The following is a 16879-nucleotide window of genomic DNA, read 5'->3' as shown; positions in this document are numbered from 1 at the left end:
ATCAAATGCAACGCATTATCATTCCGGTCCCACTTTACGGCCACCGGTATGGCAAGCCGCTTATCACGCGCGAAGGGATTCCTGCCCTTCTACGAGGAATTGCTGCGCACGTGGACGCGACGCCTGGGCAACCGGCCCGCGGCCGAAGACCTGTCGCACGACACCCTGCTCAAGTGCCTGGAGGCGGATGACGCCGCCGTGCGGGAGCCGCGCGCCTATCTGCACCAGACGGCGCGCAACCTGGTCATCGACCAGCATCGGCGCGAAGGCGGCGTCGAGCTGCTGCCGCTTGATATCATTGCGGCCCACCCCAGCCGCCTGGGCGACCCGGTGTCGCAGGCCCGGTCGGGCCAATTGACGCAAGACCTGGAACGCGCGCTAGCCGAGCTGCCCGAAAAATGCCGCCAGGTGTTCCTGTGGCAACGGCTGGAAGGCCTGACCCAGGCCGAGATCGCCGAACGCATGGGCCTTAGCAAGAACATGGTCGAAAAACACATGATCCGCGCCTTGCGCCACCTGCGCCAGCGCCTTAGCGCGCATGCGCCGCACTAGCCGCGCGCCACTGCCATGACGCACATGCTGCCCGCCCCGCCCTCTCCGGATGAAGCCGCCGCACGCTGGTTTGCGCGCACGCAGTCGGGCGACATGACCGAGGCCGAGCGGCAGGCGCTGCGCGATTGGCTGGAGGCCGACCCGCGCCACCGCTACGAATACGATTTTCTTGAGCGCCTGTGGCAAGCGTCTGCCCAGGTGCAGCCCGAACGCGTGCAACGCCAGGCCGCCGCGCCGCGTCGGCGCAAATTCCTGGTGGGCGCGGGCGCGACGCTGGCCCTGGCGCTGGCCGTGGCGGGCGGCGTCGTGCTGATGATGCCCGGTGACAAGATGGTGGAACTGGCCACGGGCATCGGCGAACGCAAGCAACTGCAATTGCCAGATGGCTCGCTGCTGGAACTGAACACGCGCAGCCAGGTGCGGGTGCGGCTGGGCAAAGCGCAGCGCCAGGTGGAACTGGTAGCGGGCCAGGTGATGTTCACGGTGGCGCACGATTCGCAGCGTCCGTTTGTCGTTGACGTGGGCCGCGGGTCGGTCACCGTCACGGGCACGCGCTTCGAGGTGCGGCGCGACGACGGCGGCGCCGACGTGGTGGTCGAGTCCGGGTCGGTGCGGGTCGACGGCGCGCCCGGCCCCACGGGCGCGACCGCCGCGCTGACGGCCGGACAGCGCGTGGCGCTGGACGCCCAGGGCCGCCTGGGGCCGGTGACGGCCGCCGATGTCGACGCGGTGCTGGCCTGGCGCAATGGCAAGCTGGTGTTTTCCAACGCAGCGCTGGCCGACGTGGCGCGCGAAGTGTCGCGCTACCGACCCATGCCGATCGTGGTCGATGCCGCGTCGGCCCGCCTGCGCCTGACCGGCATGTTCAACACGGCCGACCCCGACAGCCTGTTGGCCGCCCTGCCCCAATTGCTGCCGGTGGCCGTGCGCCGGCTGCCGGACGGCACGGCCCAGGTAAGCGCGCGCTGATCTTGCCGGCGCGGCAGGCATCGGCTTTCGCGCCGTCGTTACAAATTTCCATTCAGGTTTTTTCGCCGGATTGCGTCTTCCGCAGAAGCAACCCCGCTTCATCACGCCTGTCCCGGGCGGCAAAAGCGGCGGACACCCCTACGGCAAAGAACAGGAGCAGGAACGTGCAGGCATGGTTGGAACACTTGGGGTTGGAGCACTCCGCAATGGACTCGCGTCGCCCATCGCGCCGCGGCATGCGAGCCGGCGTGCTACGCCTGGCGCCCGTTGCCCTGGCGCTGGCTTGCGCCTGCGCACCGGTCGCCGCGCAGACACAGCCCGCCGCCGCCCCGATCGTCTTCAGCATGCCCGCGCAACCGCTGGACGCCGCACTCAAGAGCCTGGCGCAGCGCACGCCGCTGCAATTGTTCTACACGCCCGAGGTGGTGGCGGGCCTGCAAGCGCCGGCCCTGTCGGGCAGCTATACGCCCGAACAGGCGCTGGCGCAGTTGCTGCGCGGCAGCGGCCTGGAACAGCGCCGCGAAGGCAATGCCATCGTGCTGCAACGGGCCGCGGCCGCCCAGGCCGGCCCCGTGACGCTGGCCGCGGTGGAAGTCAGCGCATCGCGCACCCAATCCGACCTGGCCAGCCCGACCCGGCAGACCACGGTGATCGAGCGTGAGCAGTTGCAGGAACTGCGCACGGGTTCGGACAGCCTGGCCACGGTGCTGGCCAAGGCGGTGCCAGGCATGGCCGATTCCAGCCGCACCATCACCGACTATGGCCAGACGCTGCGCGGGCGCAGCATGCTGGTGCTGGTGGACGGCATTCCGCTGAACACCAACCGTGATTCCGCGCGCAACCTGGCCAACATCGACCCCGGACTGATCGAACGGGTGGAAGTCCTGCGCGGCAGCAGCGCGATCTACGGCGCGGGCGCCACGGGCGGCATCGTGTCCATCACCACGCGCCCGGCCGGCGGCCCCGACGTGGCCGAGACGACGCTCAGCGCCACGTCGCCGTTGACGCGCCTGCGCGCCGACGGCCTGGGCGGTCAGTTGCAGCAGCACTTTGCCGGCAGCCAGGGCAAGCTGGACTATGCCTTCGACGTGGGCGGCCGGCATATCGGCAGTTCGTACGACGCCAACGGCAACCGCATCGCCCCCGAGCCCAGCCAGGGCGACATGTTCAACGCCAACGCCTTCAATGTGGGCGCCAAGCTGGGCGTGCGGCTGGACGACAACCAGCGCGTGCAGTTGTCGGTCAGCCACTACAACGCCGACCAGGACACCCGCTACGCGTCAGACCCCGCGGTGGCGCGCCTGCCGCCGGGCTCGGCCACGGCGCGCCCGCTGGACGGGCTGCAGCTGGACGACCAGAACCAGATCCGCAATACCCTGGTGAACCTGGAATACCAGCACCAGTCGCTGTGGGGCAGCAAGCTCAGCACCCAGGTGTACTACCGCGACTACTACACTCGCTTCACGCCGTTCGATGCGCGCGCCGTGGTCACGCGCGGCAACAACGTCGACCAGGTGATGCAGAATTCGCACGTGCTCGGCAGCCGCATCACGGTGGACACGCCGCTGGGCGATGCCAAGCGCACCAAGCTGCTGTGGGGCCTGGACTTCAACCAGGAACGCAGCGACATGCCGAACGACATCTTCGACCCGGCGGCGTACGACGCCAGCGGCGGACGGGTGTTTCGCCGCACCGGCACCGTGACCTACATGCCCGAGCTGACCACCCGCAGCACCGGCCTGTTCGGCCAGCTGGAACACAAGTTCAACGACCAGTGGTCCGCGCAAGGCGGCGTGCGCTACGAGTATTCCAGCGCCCGTTTCGACGACTTCGTGCCGCTGTCGCAGTCGCGGGTGGCGAATCCGCAGACGATCAAGGGCGGCTCGGTCAGCTACGACGCGCTGCTGTTCAATGCGGGGCTGGCCTATTCGCCGGTGCGCGGGCAAGAGTTCTATACCTCGTTCAGCCAGGGCTTCCAGCTGCCGGATATCGGCGTGCAGATGCGCAATGCCCGCCCGGGCTTCGACATTGCGTCGTCGGATCTGCAACCGGTGAAGACCAACAACTATGAGCTGGGCTGGCGAGGCGGCTTCGGCAATACGTCGGCGACGCTGGCGGTGTTCTATTCGACGTCCAAGCTGGGCGACGTGCAAAGCTTCAACAACGGGCTGATCCTGACCCGCACGGAAGAAAAGATCTTCGGCGTCGAAGGCAGCCTGGACTACAGCACCGACGATGACCGCTGGGGCGCCGGCGGCACCTTCACCTGGACGCGCGGCCGCGAAACACCGGACGGCCAGCCCAGCCAGCCCATGACCGGCTACCGCATCCCGCCGCTCAAGCTGACGGGCTACCTGCAATACCGCCCCAACGAGCGCTGGAGCAACCGCGTGCAGGTCACGTATTTCGGCAGCAAGGATTACCGGCTGGACGGCGTGAACAGTTTCGGGCGCCGCGAGGTCAGCAGCTACACCACGGTGGACCTGATCAGCCGCTATGAATTGAGCAAGCAGGACACGCTGACGCTGGGCATCGAAAACCTGTTCAACCGCGACTACTACCCGCAGTACAGCCAGCTGATGCGCAACAGCCTGAACAGCAGCCGCCTGCCCGCCGCCGGCACGGTGCTGACGGCGATGTACACGCATCGCTGGTAGGCCGCCTGCGCGTCACGCCGTTTCTGCGACCTGCGTAAGAAACGCGGCCAGCGCGGGGTTGTCGTGCTGCGCGTGCCACGCCAGGTACATGTCGGCATAGAGATCGCGCTGGCCCAGCGGCCGGAATTCCACGCCTTGCAGGCGCAGCTCGCGCGCCGAATCCGGCACGATGCCTGCACCCAGCCCGGCGCGCACCAAGGCCAGCAAGGTGTGCGTCTGGCTGGCGCGCTGCACGTATTCCGGCTGCACGTCGGCCAGCCCGAAGGCGCCGACGATGCGGTCATAGAAGTACTTGCCTTCCCGCGGCGAATACAGCACGAACGGCTGCCCCTGCAACAGGCGCAGCGGCACGACGGCGTGCGCGCACAGCGGCGACCCCGCTGGCAGCGCCAGCACCAGCGGCTCGCGTTCGATCAGGCGGGCCTCGATGCCGCTTTGCTGCGGCACGCTGCGCGCCAGGATCGCATCCACCTCGCGCGCCACCAACAGGCGCGACAGATCAGTGCTGACGGTTTCGCGCAGCTGGATGTCCACGCCGGGCAGCCGCTTGCGCGCCCGCACCACCAGCGACGGCATCAGCCGGTACGACGCCACCGCGGTGAACCCCAGCGTGATGTGGCCGGCCTCGCCGCCCGACGTGCGCCGGGCGATGGCCGCGGCGCGCGCGGAATATTCCAGCAGGTGGCGGGCATCGCGCAAGAAGCGCCGGCCCGCCGCGCTCAGTTCCACCTGGCGGCTGCTGCGTTCGAACAGCGTCACGCCCAGGTCTTGCTCCAGCAACTGGATCTGCCGCGACAGCGGCGGCTGCGTCATGCACAGGCGCTGCGCCGCGCGGCCGAAGTGCAGTTCTTCGGCCACGGCGATGAAGCATTCAAGCTGGCGGAATTCCATCGATTCAATCCTTGAATTGATCAATGCTATTTATAGCTCGAACAGTCATCCATCGACAGGCATTCCTATACTCGGCCGCAGGGACCAGACCCCGGTCCACCGACACAAAAGGAGGCTTCGCGCCGTGTCGGCGGGCCCTGCCCCCACACCTCGAGGCGAACCGCCGCAGCCGTGTTTTCGCGGACGGAATCGCCCGACCTTCGTTGCCCACCCATCCACCATAAAGAGAAAATCCATGGAGACAAACCGACCCGCGCACCCGCGCATCCGGCTCATTGCCGCGCTGCTGGCCCTGGCCGCCAGCAGCGTCCTGCCGGGCGCGGCGCAGGCTGCGCCCTACCCCGAACGCGCCATCAACCTGATCGTGCCGTTCGCGCCTGGCGGCGGCACCGATATTTCGGCGCGGCTGCTGGCCGCGGCGCTGGGCGACAAGCTGTCCGCGTCCGTCGTGGTGGATAACCGCCCCGGCGCGGGCGGCCAGATCGCCGCCGACCTGGTGGCGCGCGCCAACGCCGACGGCTACACGCTGCTGTTCGCCAATTCCGGCATGCTGGCCATCAACCCGTGGATCTACAAGCTGCACTCGGACCCGGCCAAGGCCTTTGCGCCGGTGTCGCTGTTCTCGGACCTGCCGTTCGTGCTGGTGGTGCCCGCCAGCCTGCCCGCCAAGGACGTGACGGAACTGGTGAGCCTGGCGCGGGCGCAGCCGGGCAAGCACACCTATGCCAGTTCGGGCACGGGCGGCGCGCCGCACCTGTCCGGCGAAATCTTCCAACAGGCTACCGGCGTCGACCTGATGCACGTGCCCTACAAAGGCGGCGGCCCGGCCATGACGGACCTGATGGCCGGCCGGGTCGACATGCTGTTCGCGTCGGTGCTGGAGACGATTCCCTACGTCAATTCCGGCAAGCTGCGCGCACTGGCCGTGACGGGTGCCACGCGCTCGCCCGCCCTGCCCGGCGTGCCGACCATCGACGAAGCCGGCGTGAAGAATGCGCAGACAGGCTCGTGGACGGCGGTGCTGGCCCCGGCCGGCACGCCGCAAGCCGTGATCGACAAGCTGTCGGCCGCGATCCGCGAGGTGGCCAACGACCCCGCCATGAAAACCAAGCTGGAATCGCAGGGCGCCGTGGCCCATGGTTCCACGCCCCAGCAACTGGAAGCCCTGGCCGCCAGCGAGCGCGAACACTACGGGCAGATCATCAAGACCCGGCATATTCAAGTCCAGTAGTTCAACCTTTGGCGGCCCGCGATCCCGCAGGCCGCCCTTCACCCCGCAACACCGCCATGACATCCACCTTGACCGCCCCCGCCGCCGACCTGCTGATGGTCGGCCCTCTGCTGCCCGAACTGACCGCCGACCTGGAATCGCGCTACCGCGTGCACCGCTGGTGGGAAAGCCCAGACCAGGCCGCGCTGCTGCGCGAACACGGCCCGACGATCCGCGGCATCGCCACCAGCGGCCGCTTTGGCGCGCCGCGTTCGCTGATCGACGCGCTGCCCGCGCTGGAAGGCGTGTTCAGTTTCGGCGTGGGCTACGACACCATCGACGTGGCGGCGGCGCAGGCGCGCAATGTGCTGGTCACCAATACGCCCGGCGTGCTGGACGCCTGCGTCGCGGACACGGCGCTGGCATTGATGCTGGCCGCCCCGCGCCGCCTGGCCGAAGCCGACCGTTTCGTGCGTGCAGGCCGCTGGCCGCAGGAAGGCTTCGGCCTGGGTACCCGCATGAGCGGCAAGCGCTGCGGCATCGTGGGCCTGGGCAACATCGGGCTGCAGATCGCGCGCCGCGCCGAGGCCTTCGACATGCCCATTCTGTACACCAGCCGCAAACCGCGGGCAGATGCCCCTGCCCGCTATCAATACTGCGCGAATGTGCTGGAACTGGCTGCGCAGAGCGACTTCCTGGTGCTGGCCGTGCCGGGCGGCGCCGCGACGCGCCACCTGGTCAACGCCGCCGTGCTGGACGCGCTGGGGCCGCAAGGCTGGCTGATCAATATCGCCCGCGGCAGCGTGGTGGATGAAACCGCGCTGCTCGCCGCGCTGCGCGATGGACGCATTGCCGGGGCGGGCCTGGACGTGTTCGAACACGAGCCGGCCACGCCCCCTGCCCTGAACGGCATGGACAATGTGGTGATGCTGCCGCATATCGCCAGCGGCACGCACGAAACCCGGCGCGCGATGGCGGACCTGATGCTGGCGAATCTGGACGGCTGGTTCCGGAACGGCACGACGGTGACGCGGGTGGTCTAGGTAAATGTGTCCGACTTGTGGACACAGGGGATTGCAATCTATCGCATATCTGATAAATTTCTCACCGCACTGGCTCGTGCCGGCGAGCCGTTGTGCTTGTTGTTGTAACTTTTTCCGGCCTTCGGGCCGGATTTTTTTTGCCGTTTGGTGTCAACCAGGCGCCATCCGCCCTGCATCGACCGGCGTGCCGCCCGATGCGTCAGCCGTCGATCCGTATCGACAAGCCGTCGCCTTGCACCTCGATCGACCGCACGCGTATCGTCCACCCCGCGTTGATCGCTTCTTCCTGGTCGTCGAAGACGCCGTACTCGGTCACCGTCACGGCGCCCCGCAACGTCCGGCCGTCCGGGCCCTGGCCTTGCGCCTCGATGACCGGCACGAATCCATCCTGCACCTGCACGGCGCCGCGCGTGATCTGAAAACCGTCCTGTTCTTCCATGGTCGCTCCTGGTGGGGGTAGGCCATGGTGGCCTGACCGCCCGACAGAACATCGATGGGAATTCCATGATTGCCGTGCAAAGAATCGAGCCGTCCAACTGGTCGCAGGCCTATCCCCTGATCGCGCAGTTGCGCAAGCTGGACGAAGCGGAATTCCTGCATCGCGTGCGGCGCCAGTCGCACGCAGGCTATGAGCTGGTCGGCGCGTACCTGGACGGCAAGCTGGTCGGCGTGATGGGCATCCGGCCCGTGCATACCCTGGCCCGCGGCGCGCACCTGCACGTGTACGATCTGGTGGTCGACGAAGCCATCCGCGGCAGCGGCGCCGGACGGGCGTTGATGGCGTACGCCGAAGCCGATGCCCGGGCCCGCGACATGGGCGCCGTGTTCCTGGATGCCCGACCCGATGCGGTGGCTTTCTACGAACGCGAAAAGTACGCGCTGCACCCGGCCCCGTCGATGAAGAAAATCATCGACAAAGACGCAGGCGGAAAAACACCGTGAAATTCGATATCTACCGCCGCTTCCAGCTGGTCATTCTGCGCGAAGACGATCAGTGGGTCGTCTATGACGCCCAGCCCGGCAAGCGCGTGCGCAACAACCTGGTGATTCCGGCGGACGTGGCCGCCGACGAACTGCCCGCCTATCTGGACGACATCTATCACGAGCTGGCCCGGCCCGGCGACACGGTGACGCCGGTTTCCTGACGGGAGTATCGTGGCATTGGCTGTTCGAAAAGGAGCCGGCCATGCCTGACAGTCCCGCCATCGAAGCCAGCGCGTCCCAACTGGGCAACCTGGCGCAGTTTCTCATCTGGGTGTCCGAACACCCGCGCACCTACGCCGACATCATGGACGCCTGGCGCACATCCTGCCCCCGGCTGTCGGCCTGGGAAGACGCCACGGCCAACGGCCTGGTCGACCTGACACGCGGCGAAGCCAATGGCCCGGCCGTTGCGGTGCTGACGCCCAAGGGACGCGCCTGGCTGGATTCGCGCGAAAAAAACACCGCTTGATCCGACGCCAGGGCGCCGCGGTGCTATGGTGCGGACATGACGGCCGATAACCGGCCGCCCCCCAAGACTTCCCCTGAAGGCACGACCATGGAAAATCCCTTTGGCGATTCGGACGAACCGTCCAGCAACCGGCGCCAGTACCTGGTCCTGATCGCGGCCTCGAAAGACAATGCGTCGATGGCCCAGAAGCTGCTGGAAAACCTGAAGACCCACGTCGACGAACGCGCAGCGCCCTTATGGATCGATGCCAAGGGCATCGGCGTGTTGCTCACCACCGAATTGGTCGCCTCGGAAATCTGGCAAGCCATGTTCCAGAAGGCGCCCGGCCAGGATTTCGGCGACACCCGCAACATGCTGGTGCTGGAACTGGGCAAGGACTGGGCCGCCCGCCGCGAGGACAAGATCGAACACTGGCTGGCCAGCCACGTCGGCACGCCGCTGCCGGCGCCGCGGCGAACCGACAAGCGGCGCTGATGGCCCTGCCCTCTATATATAGATAGCCCCCACACCGACGACCGCTTTCCCGTGACCCAGAACATCCTCATCGAACGCTTCGCCGACGCCCACCTGGCCGGCATCACCGCGCTGTACAACGACCCGGCCATGGCGCGCCAGGTATTGCAGATGCCCTATCAGCCGGCCGAACGCTGGCGCCGGCTGCTGGCCCCCGACAACGAGCGCCTGGTGGCACTGGTGGCCACGCACCAGGGCGAAGTCATCGGCAACGCCACGCTGGAACAATTTGCGCGCGTGCGCCGCAGCCATTGCGGGTCCATCGGCATGGGCGTGGCCAGCGCCTGGCAACGCCAGGGCATCGGCAGCCGCCTGTTGGGCGAACTGCTGGATATCGCCGACAACTGGATGAACCTGCGCCGGGTCGAACTGGCGGTCTATTGCGACAACGAAGCCGCGGTGGCGCTGTACCGCAAGCACGGCTTCGAAGTCGAAGGGCAACTGCGCGACTACGCCATTCGCGACGGCGGCTATGCAGACGTGTACAGCATGGCGCGCCTGCGGTCGGCAGTGGCCTGACGCCTGCAGCTCGTAACACTTGGCCGGCCTGCAACAAACCCGGCCCTGTTTTTGGCGGATTATACTGGATATATAACCAGTGTTTTTCACCATGCCGTTCAAAGTCCCCCTTACCCATGCCGAGCTGCGCGTCATCCGCGAGCGCCAGCCCTGGAACGCCGATGTCCTTGCCCTGCTCTGGGAGGTCAAACGCATGCGCTCGCTCTTGCTGCGCGTGCATCAAGTGTCCTGTGACCTGAAACGGCCGGCCGGCCTGATGGGCGACATCTACGATGAACTGCTGGCCAGCCTGGCCCTGGAACCCTGTATCCAAGAGAGCGACAAGGCCACCGCCGAGCTGCTGGACACGTCCCTGCCGGTGCGCAAGGGCATGGCGCCTCGGTAAAAGAAAGTCCCCCAAAATTCCCCCGGCACAGGGCTTGCCGCCTAGGGATATCCCCTAAGTCATTGAAATAACTCGCAGTAATGAAAAGCCATCAGGAAATCCCCATTAGGGAATTTGCTTATGCCCTTTAATTATTTGTAAAGCGCATACTGAGTGGGCAAGAATTCGTTCTGAGCATAAAGCACCCCAGATGGAACTTCGCCAACTCGAGGCCTTCGCGGCCGTCATGTCCACAGGCAGCGTCACCGCTGCCGGGCGGCTGCTCGGCCGTTCGCAACCGGCGATCAGCCGGCTGCTGCAAGAACTGGAAGCCGAGATCGGCTACGCCCTGTTCACCCGCAGCGGCCCCCGCGTGACCCCGACCGACCAGGGCTTCCTGCTGTACGACGACGTCGAACGCGCCCTGTCCAGCCTGCAACAGATACGCGGCCGCGCCGAGGAAATCGCGCGCGGCCAGGCGCAGCCGTTGCTGCTGGCCGCCACGTCGGCGCTAGCGGCCGGGCTGGTGCCCGATGCGCTCAAGCGCATCGAAGCGCAAAGCGGCGCCGCGCGCATACAACTGCGCAGCGCATCGCCCGAACGCGTGGTGCACGCGGTGCTGAGCGGCGCGGCCCAGCTGGGCGCAACCAGCCTGCCGCTGGAACACCGCGGCCTGACGGTGCACTGGATCGGGCAGGCGCCCTGTGTGGTCGCGTTGCCGGAAAACGACCCGGCCGCACGCCATGACGTGGTGCCCGTGGCCGAGCTGGCCGGACGCCGCGTCATCACCATGGCCAACCCGTACCGCCTGCGCCGTCGCCTGGACGCCGCGCTGCCGCCTGGCGGCAACCCGCTGGGCGCCATTGAAACCAATTCGTCCGTCAATGCCCTGGCCGCCGTGCGCGCCGGTTTGGGCGTGTCGGTGCTGGAACCCATTACCGCCTACGGTGCGCCAATGGCGGGCGTGGTGATCCGGCCGATCGACCTGGACATTCCTTTTTTCTTCGGGGTCATCACCCCGCAGTCGCAAGCGCCGACGCCGGCCTGCCAGGCCTTGGCCGATGCCTTGGCGCAGGCCGCAGCGGCGCTGCTGCCCGGCTTCGTGCTGCACGACGCCTGCCAGCATGGCGCGCTGCTGCAATCCATCTACGGTGATGAAGCCCCCCTTACGGATACCCCCGCACTATGAACTTGCCGCTTGCCAACCCGGCCAGCCCGGCCCCCGCGCCGCAAGGCCTGGCCAATCTGGAAGCCCGCCTGCGCCAGGACCTGTCCTGGCTGGAAATTCCCGCCAAGAACTGGGTCACGCCGCGCATGGTCGACGGCCAGCCGGTGCTGGACGTGGCCATCGTGGGCGGCGGCATGGCCGGCCTGGCCGCGGCGGCGTCGCTGACGCACCTGGGCATTGTCGCCCCCATCTTCGACCAGGCGCCCGAAGGCTATGAAGGCCCCTGGGCCACCACGGCCCGCATGGAAACGCTGCGCTCGCCCAAGCAGTTGACCGGCCCCGCGCTGGGCCTGCCCGCCCTGACCTTCCGCGCCTGGTTCGAGGCGCAGTTCGGCCTTCAGGCCTGGGAAGCGCTGGACAAGATTCCGCGCCTGCAATGGATGGATTACCTGCGCTGGTACCGCCGCGTGCTGAACCTGGACGTGCGCAACGAACACCGCATCCTGGCCGTGCTGCCACGCGCCGACCAGCTGGTGCAGCTGGACATCGAATCGCCCGCGGGCCGCAGCACGGTGCTGGCGCGCCGCGTGGTGCTGGCCACCGGCCGCGACGGCCTGGGCGGCGCCTACGTGCCGGCCTTTGCGCACAAGCTGCCGCGCGACCGTTGGGCCCATTCGTCGGACGTGATGGACTACGCCACCCTGGCCGGCAAGCGCGTCGGCGTGGTGGGCGCGGGCGCGTCGGCCATGGACAGCGCGGCGACCGCACTGGAAGCCGGCGCCGCCAGCGTGGACCTGCTGATCCGCCGCAACGACATTCCCCGCATCAACAAGGGCAAGGGCGCCGGCAACCCGGGCCTGACCCACGGCCACCTGAACCTGCCCGACGACTGGAAGTGGAAGATCCGCCACTACATCAACGCCGCCCAGGTGCCGCCCCCGCGCGGCAGCACGCTGCGCGTGTCGCGCCACCCGAATGCCTACTTCAACCTGGGCTGCGGCGTGCAGGACGTGGAACTGGCGGGCGATGACATCCGCGTCACCACGCCCAAGGGCGTGTTCACGCTGGACTTCCTGATCTTCTCGACGGGCTTTCGCATCGACTGGACCGTGCGTCCGGAATTCGCGGCGCTGGCCCCGCACGTGCGCGCCTGGGGCGACCGCTACACCCCGCCCACCGGCGAAGAGGACCAGGAACTGCACGATTCGCCCGACCTGGGCCCCGTGTTCGAACTGCAGGAAAAGACTGCCGGCGCCTGTCCGGGCCTGGACCGGGTGCATTGCTTCTCGTACCCGGCCGCGTTGACCCAGGGCACCGTGTCCGGCGACATTCCCGCCATCAGCGAAGGCGCCAAGCGCCTGGCGCAGGGCATCGCGGGCCTGTTCTACCGCGAAGACGTGGCGGTGCACTACGCCAACATGGAAGCGTTCTCGGAACCCGAAGTATTCGGCGATGAATGGACCCCAGCCCGGGCACCTGCCTCGACGCAGCCCGCGCACCCGGAGACCGCGCAATGACCGGCTGGCTGCTGCGACGCATCGCGCAAGCCGCGGTGGTCGTCTTCCTGATGACGCTGATCGTCTTCGTGGGCCTGCACGCGATCGGCAACCCGGTGGACATCCTCATCGGCCAGGACGTCGACCAGATCGACCGCGCCCGCATCATCGCCGAACTCGGCCTGGACAAGCCCCTGTGGCAGCAGTACTTGGGCTTTCTGAACGGCGCGCTGCACGGCAACCTGGGCAACAGCTTCGTCTACAACATCCCCGCCGTGGAACTGGTGATCCAGCGCCTGCCGGCCACGCTGGAACTGGCGATCGCCGCCCTGCTGCTGGCGGTCATCATCGGGCTGCCGCTGGGTCTTCTGGCCGGCCTGTACCCCGACAGCCGCTTTTCCAAGCTGGTGATGGCGGGCAGCATCGTCGGCTTTTCGCTGCCGACCTTCTGGGTCGCGCTGATGCTCATCATGACGTTCAGCGTGTCGCTGGGCTGGCTGCCTGCCAGCGGCCGCGGCCAGACGGTGGAATTCCTGGGCTTTCAGTGGTCGTGGCTGACGGCCGACGGCTGGCGCCACCTGATCCTGCCGGCGCTGAACCTGTCGCTGTTCAAGATCTCGCTGGTGATCCGCCTGACGCGTGCCGGCGTGCGCGACGTGATGCCGCTGGACTTCGTCAAGTTCGCGCGCGCCAAGGGCCTGTCGCCGTTTCGCGTGGTCTGTGTGCACGTGCTGCGCAACACGATGATTCCGCTGGTGACGGTACTGGGCCTGGAACTGGGCTCGACCATCGCGTTTGCCGTCATCACCGAAAGCATCTTCGCCTGGCCCGGCGCCGGCAAGCTGATCCTGGACAGCCTGAACGCGCTGGACCGCCCCGTGATCGTGGCCTACCTGATCGTGGTGGTGTGCCTGTTCGTGACGCTGAACCTGATCGTGGACATTCTTTATAAAGTGCTGGACCCCCGGGTGCGGCTGGAGGCCTCGGCATGAGTGCCGCATCTACCCCTACCCCTACGCCCGCTCTGCGCCGTGAATCGCCCTGGCGCCGCAACCTGCTGGAATTCCTGTCGTCCAAGACGGCGGTGTTCGGCCTGGTCATCGCCACCCTGCTGATCCTGGCGGCCGTGCTGGCGCCGTGGATCTCGCCGCAGAACCCGTACGACCTGCTGCAGATCGACGTGCTGGATTCGCGCATGACGCCGGGGTCGATGAACGGCCTGGGCACTTTCCATTACTGGCTGGGCACCGACGGCCAGGGCCGCGACCTGCTGTCGGGCATTCTGTATGGCCTGCGCATCAGCCTGATGGTCGGCGTGGGCTCGGCCCTGATCGCCGGCATCATCGGCACGCTGCTGGGCCTGTTGGCCGCGTACGCGGGCGGTAAGGTCGATGCACTGATCATGCGCCTGGTCGACCTGATCCTGTCGTTCCCGTCCATCCTGGTGGCCATGATGATCCTGGCCTACCTGGGCAAGGGCGTGGGCAACGTGGTGCTGACGCTGGTGATCCTGGAATGGGCCTACTACTCCCGCACCGCGCGCGGCCAGGCCCTGGTCGAACGCCGCCGCGAATACGTCGAAGCCGCCCGCTGCCTGGATATTCCGAACTGGCGGATCATGCTCAAGCACATCTTGCCGAACTGCCTGCCGCCGCTGATCGTCATCGGCACTTTGCAGATCGCGCGCGCCATCACGCTGGAAGCCACGCTGAGCTTCCTGGGGCTGGGCGTGCCGGTGACCGAACCGTCGCTGGGTCTGCTGATTTCCAACGGCTTCCAATACATGCTGTCCGGCGAATACTGGATCAGTTTCTACCCCGGCATCGCGCTGCTCGTCACCATCGTGGCGATCAACCTGGTGGGCGACCGCCTGCGCGACGTGCTGAACCCGAGGACCCACAAATGACCGCCGTCCGCCCCGTCGCGGCGCCGGCCGCCGCATCGAACCCGGCCGCACCGGCCACGCTGGAAGTGCGCAACCTGCGCACCCATTTCTTCACCCGCGCCGGCACCCTGCCCGCCGTGGATGACGTGTCGTTCACGCTCGAACGCGGCAAGATCCTGGGCCTGGTCGGCGAGTCCGGCTCGGGCAAGTCCGTCACCGGCTTTTCCATCATGGGCCTGGTGGACGCCCCCGGCCGCGTGGTCGGCGGCCAGGTGCTGTTCCAGGGCCGCGACCTGACGCAACTGGCCCCGCGCGAACTGCGCAAGCTGCAGGGCAACCGCATCGCCATGATCTTCCAGGATCCGATGATGACGCTGAACCCCGTCTTGCGGGTGGACGTGCAGATGATCGAAACGGTGCGCGCCCACAACAAGATGAGCAAGTCGCAGGCCCGCGAACTGGCCCGCGACACGCTCGGCATGATGGGCATTCCCAGCCCGGAAGAACGCCTGCTGGCCTACCCCCACCAGTTGTCCGGCGGCATGCGCCAGCGCGTGGCCATTGCGATCGCCATGCTGCATCGCCCCGACCTGATCATTGCCGACGAGCCGACCACCGCGCTGGACGTCACCATCCAGGCGCAGATTCTGTCCGAAGTGCAGAAGCTGGCGCAGCAGCATGGCACCAGCCTCATCTGGATCACCCACGACCTGTCGGTGGTGGCGGGCCTCGCTGACGAAGTGGCCGTGATGTATGCCGGCCGCATCGTCGAACACGGCAAGGTCGACGACGTGCTGGATCGTCCCCAGCATCCCTATACGGTGGGCCTGATCGACAGCCTGCCCAGCAACAACCAGCGCGGCCAACGCCTGCGCCAGATTCCCGGCATGACGCCCAACCTGCTCAACCTGCCCGCCGGCTGTGCCTTCGCGGCGCGCTGCGCGCGCGCCACGGCGCAGTGCGGCCAGGCGCCCGCCATCACCGACGTGCTGCCCGGCCACCAGGTGCGCTGCTTTCACCCGACGATTCAACTGCGCGAGGTGGCGGCATGAGCCAGCAATCCGCTATCGGCACGTCCTTGCAAGCAAAGCCTGACACGCCGGCCGGCAACAACACGACGGCCGGCGCGCAAGCCGGCGTCACGCCCCTGATCGACCTGCGCCAGGTCAGCAAGCGCTTTGGCGAACGCCCCGTGGGCGCCGCCGGCCGCGCCTTGCAGCGCCTGGGCCTGTCCAGACCGCCGGCCGTCACGCGCGCCGTCGACCATGTCGACCTGATCGTGAACCCTGGCGAAGTGGTCGGCCTGGTCGGTGAATCCGGCTGCGGCAAGTCCACCCTGGGCCGGATCGCGGCGGGCCTGCTCACGCCGTCCGGCGGCGAAGTACTGATCAACGGCCGCCGTCCGGCCGAGATGACGTCGGCCGAAGCCCACGCCGCCCGCCTGAAAGTGCAGATGATTTTCCAGGACCCCTACGCCAGCCTCAACCCGCGCCTGCGCGTGGACGAGATCGTGGGCGAAGCGGCCCGCATCCACGGCCTGGTGGGCAACGGCGAGTTCGACGACTACGTCAGCGCCCAGCTGCAGCGCGCCGGGCTGGACCCCGCGCTGCGCCAGCGCTATCCGCACCAGTTCAGCGGCGGCCAGCGCCAGCGCATCGGCATTGCCCGCGCCCTGGCCGTGCAGCCGTCGATGCTGGTGTGCGACGAAGCCGTGGCCGCGCTGGATGTGTCCATCCAGGCGCAGATCCTGAACCTGTTCATGGACCTGCGCGAACAGCTGAACCTGACGTATCTCTTCATCAGCCACGACCTGGGCGTGGTCGAGCACCTGTCGGACCGCGTGGTCATCATGTATCTGGGCCGTGTCGTGGAAACGGCCACGGTCGACGAGGTGTTCCAGCGCCCCAACCACCCTTATACCCAGGCGCTGCTGGCCGAGATTCCGAACCTGAAATCGCGCCACAAGACCTTTACCGCCATCAAGGGAGAGATTCCCAGCCCGCTGAACCCGCCCTCTGGCTGCCACTTCCATCCGCGATGTCCGCATGCGATGCCGCGCTGCAAAACCGAGGTTCCCACTTTGAAGGGAATCGCCATCAACCACCTGAGCGCCTGTCACCTGAACGACATGGCCTGACGCTCGCGGACCGCGGCGCCTG

At 67.4% G+C, this 16879-nt stretch carries 19 protein-coding genes; 17 read left to right on the top strand and 2 right to left on the bottom strand.

Annotated features, from left to right (window positions below; all coding sequences use genetic code 11):
* Window positions 1–48 precede the first annotated feature (48 nt).
* The 3 genes from U858_RS0105275 to U858_RS0105265 all read left to right on the top strand — a co-directional run bounded on the left by U858_RS0105275 (window position 49) and on the right by U858_RS0105265 (window position 4178).
* Window positions 49–552: a sigma-70 family RNA polymerase sigma factor gene (locus U858_RS0105275; RefSeq protein WP_025136140.1), complete on the top strand. Its 504-nt coding sequence runs from the start codon at window positions 49–51 to the stop codon at window positions 550–552.
* A 15-nt stretch (window positions 553–567) separates the two neighbouring features.
* Window positions 568–1521, top strand: coding sequence for a FecR family protein (locus tag U858_RS0105270; protein WP_232786493.1), 954 nt, complete (start codon window positions 568–570; stop codon window positions 1519–1521).
* Between the two features lie 206 nt (window positions 1522–1727).
* Complete coding sequence (locus U858_RS0105265; protein WP_025136138.1) at window positions 1728–4178, top strand: TonB-dependent receptor; 2451 nt, start codon at window positions 1728–1730, stop codon at window positions 4176–4178.
* A 12-nt stretch (window positions 4179–4190) separates the two neighbouring features.
* Here U858_RS0105265 and U858_RS0105260 read toward each other — a convergent pair whose 3' ends face one another.
* Window positions 4191–5069: a LysR family transcriptional regulator gene (locus U858_RS0105260; protein ID WP_029953553.1), complete on the bottom strand. Its 879-nt coding sequence runs from the start codon at window positions 5067–5069 to the stop codon at window positions 4191–4193.
* A 235-nt stretch (window positions 5070–5304) separates the two neighbouring features.
* Here U858_RS0105260 and U858_RS0105255 point away from each other — a divergent pair, with 235 nt between their 5' ends.
* Window positions 5305–6300, top strand: a complete 996-nt coding sequence (locus U858_RS0105255; RefSeq protein WP_025136137.1) for a tripartite tricarboxylate transporter substrate binding protein — start codon at window positions 5305–5307, stop codon at window positions 6298–6300.
* Between the two features lie 56 nt (window positions 6301–6356).
* Window positions 6357–7322, top strand: coding sequence for a 2-hydroxyacid dehydrogenase (locus U858_RS0105250; protein ID WP_025136136.1), 966 nt, complete (start codon window positions 6357–6359; stop codon window positions 7320–7322).
* A 199-nt stretch (window positions 7323–7521) separates the two neighbouring features.
* On the opposite strand, the gene U858_RS0105245 is transcribed toward U858_RS0105250, so the two are convergent.
* Window positions 7522–7761 carry a hypothetical protein gene (locus U858_RS0105245; RefSeq protein WP_025136135.1) on the bottom strand — a complete coding sequence of 80 codons (240 nt, stop codon included), beginning with the start codon at window positions 7759–7761 and terminating at the stop codon, window positions 7522–7524.
* 65 nt (window positions 7762–7826) lie between these two features.
* On the opposite strand from U858_RS0105245, the gene U858_RS0105240 reads away from it, so the two are divergent.
* The 12 genes from U858_RS0105240 to U858_RS0105185 all read left to right on the top strand — a co-directional run bounded on the left by U858_RS0105240 (window position 7827) and on the right by U858_RS0105185 (window position 16857).
* Window positions 7827–8264, top strand: coding sequence for a GNAT family N-acetyltransferase (locus tag U858_RS0105240; protein WP_025136134.1), 438 nt, complete (start codon window positions 7827–7829; stop codon window positions 8262–8264).
* Window positions 8261–8467 carry a hypothetical protein gene (locus U858_RS0105235; protein WP_025136133.1) on the top strand — a complete coding sequence of 69 codons (207 nt, stop codon included), beginning with the start codon at window positions 8261–8263 and terminating at the stop codon, window positions 8465–8467. The genes U858_RS0105240 and U858_RS0105235 overlap by 4 nt, the downstream gene beginning before the upstream one ends.
* A 41-nt stretch (window positions 8468–8508) precedes the next feature.
* Window positions 8509–8775, top strand: coding sequence for a hypothetical protein (locus U858_RS0105230; RefSeq protein WP_025136132.1), 267 nt, complete (start codon window positions 8509–8511; stop codon window positions 8773–8775).
* Between the two features lie 87 nt (window positions 8776–8862).
* The gene (locus U858_RS0105225) at window positions 8863–9249 is read left to right on the top strand and encodes a hypothetical protein (RefSeq protein ID WP_025136131.1); all 387 of its coding nucleotides are present in this window, start codon (window positions 8863–8865) and stop codon (window positions 9247–9249) included.
* A 51-nt stretch (window positions 9250–9300) separates the two neighbouring features.
* Window positions 9301–9807: a GNAT family N-acetyltransferase gene (locus U858_RS0105220; RefSeq protein WP_025136130.1), complete on the top strand. Its 507-nt coding sequence runs from the start codon at window positions 9301–9303 to the stop codon at window positions 9805–9807.
* 91 nt (window positions 9808–9898) lie between these two features.
* Complete coding sequence (locus U858_RS0105215; RefSeq protein ID WP_025136129.1) at window positions 9899–10192, top strand: hypothetical protein; 294 nt, start codon at window positions 9899–9901, stop codon at window positions 10190–10192.
* 190 nt (window positions 10193–10382) lie between these two features.
* Window positions 10383–11360 (top strand): LysR family transcriptional regulator, encoded by a 978-nt coding sequence (locus tag U858_RS0105210; RefSeq protein WP_025136128.1) that lies wholly within the window; start codon window positions 10383–10385, stop codon window positions 11358–11360.
* On the top strand, window positions 11357–12856 hold the full coding sequence (locus tag U858_RS0105205) for an NAD(P)/FAD-dependent oxidoreductase (protein WP_025136127.1): 1500 nt from the start codon (window positions 11357–11359) through the stop codon (window positions 12854–12856). The genes U858_RS0105210 and U858_RS0105205 overlap by 4 nt, the downstream gene beginning before the upstream one ends.
* The gene (locus U858_RS0105200; protein WP_025136126.1) at window positions 12853–13827 is read left to right on the top strand and encodes an ABC transporter permease; all 975 of its coding nucleotides are present in this window, start codon (window positions 12853–12855) and stop codon (window positions 13825–13827) included. Before U858_RS0105205 ends, U858_RS0105200 begins: the two co-directional genes overlap by 4 nt.
* Entirely contained in the window at window positions 13824–14741 is a 918-nt protein-coding gene (locus tag U858_RS0105195) for an ABC transporter permease (RefSeq protein WP_025136125.1), read from the top strand. Before U858_RS0105200 ends, U858_RS0105195 begins: the two co-directional genes overlap by 4 nt.
* A complete protein-coding gene (locus U858_RS0105190) occupies window positions 14738–15772 on the top strand; it encodes an ABC transporter ATP-binding protein (protein ID WP_025136124.1) in 1035 nt (344 codons plus the stop codon). The genes U858_RS0105195 and U858_RS0105190 overlap by 4 nt, the downstream gene beginning before the upstream one ends.
* Complete coding sequence (locus U858_RS0105185; protein ID WP_025136123.1) at window positions 15769–16857, top strand: ABC transporter ATP-binding protein; 1089 nt, start codon at window positions 15769–15771, stop codon at window positions 16855–16857. Before U858_RS0105190 ends, U858_RS0105185 begins: the two co-directional genes overlap by 4 nt.
* Window positions 16858–16879: the final 22 nt, after the last annotated feature.

Origin of the sequence: Achromobacter sp. DH1f (assembly GCF_000633435.1) — a bacterium.
Lineage (GTDB): Bacteria > Pseudomonadota > Gammaproteobacteria > Burkholderiales > Burkholderiaceae_B > Achromobacter > Achromobacter deleyi.
This window is presented reverse-complemented; position numbering and strand designations above follow the sequence as displayed.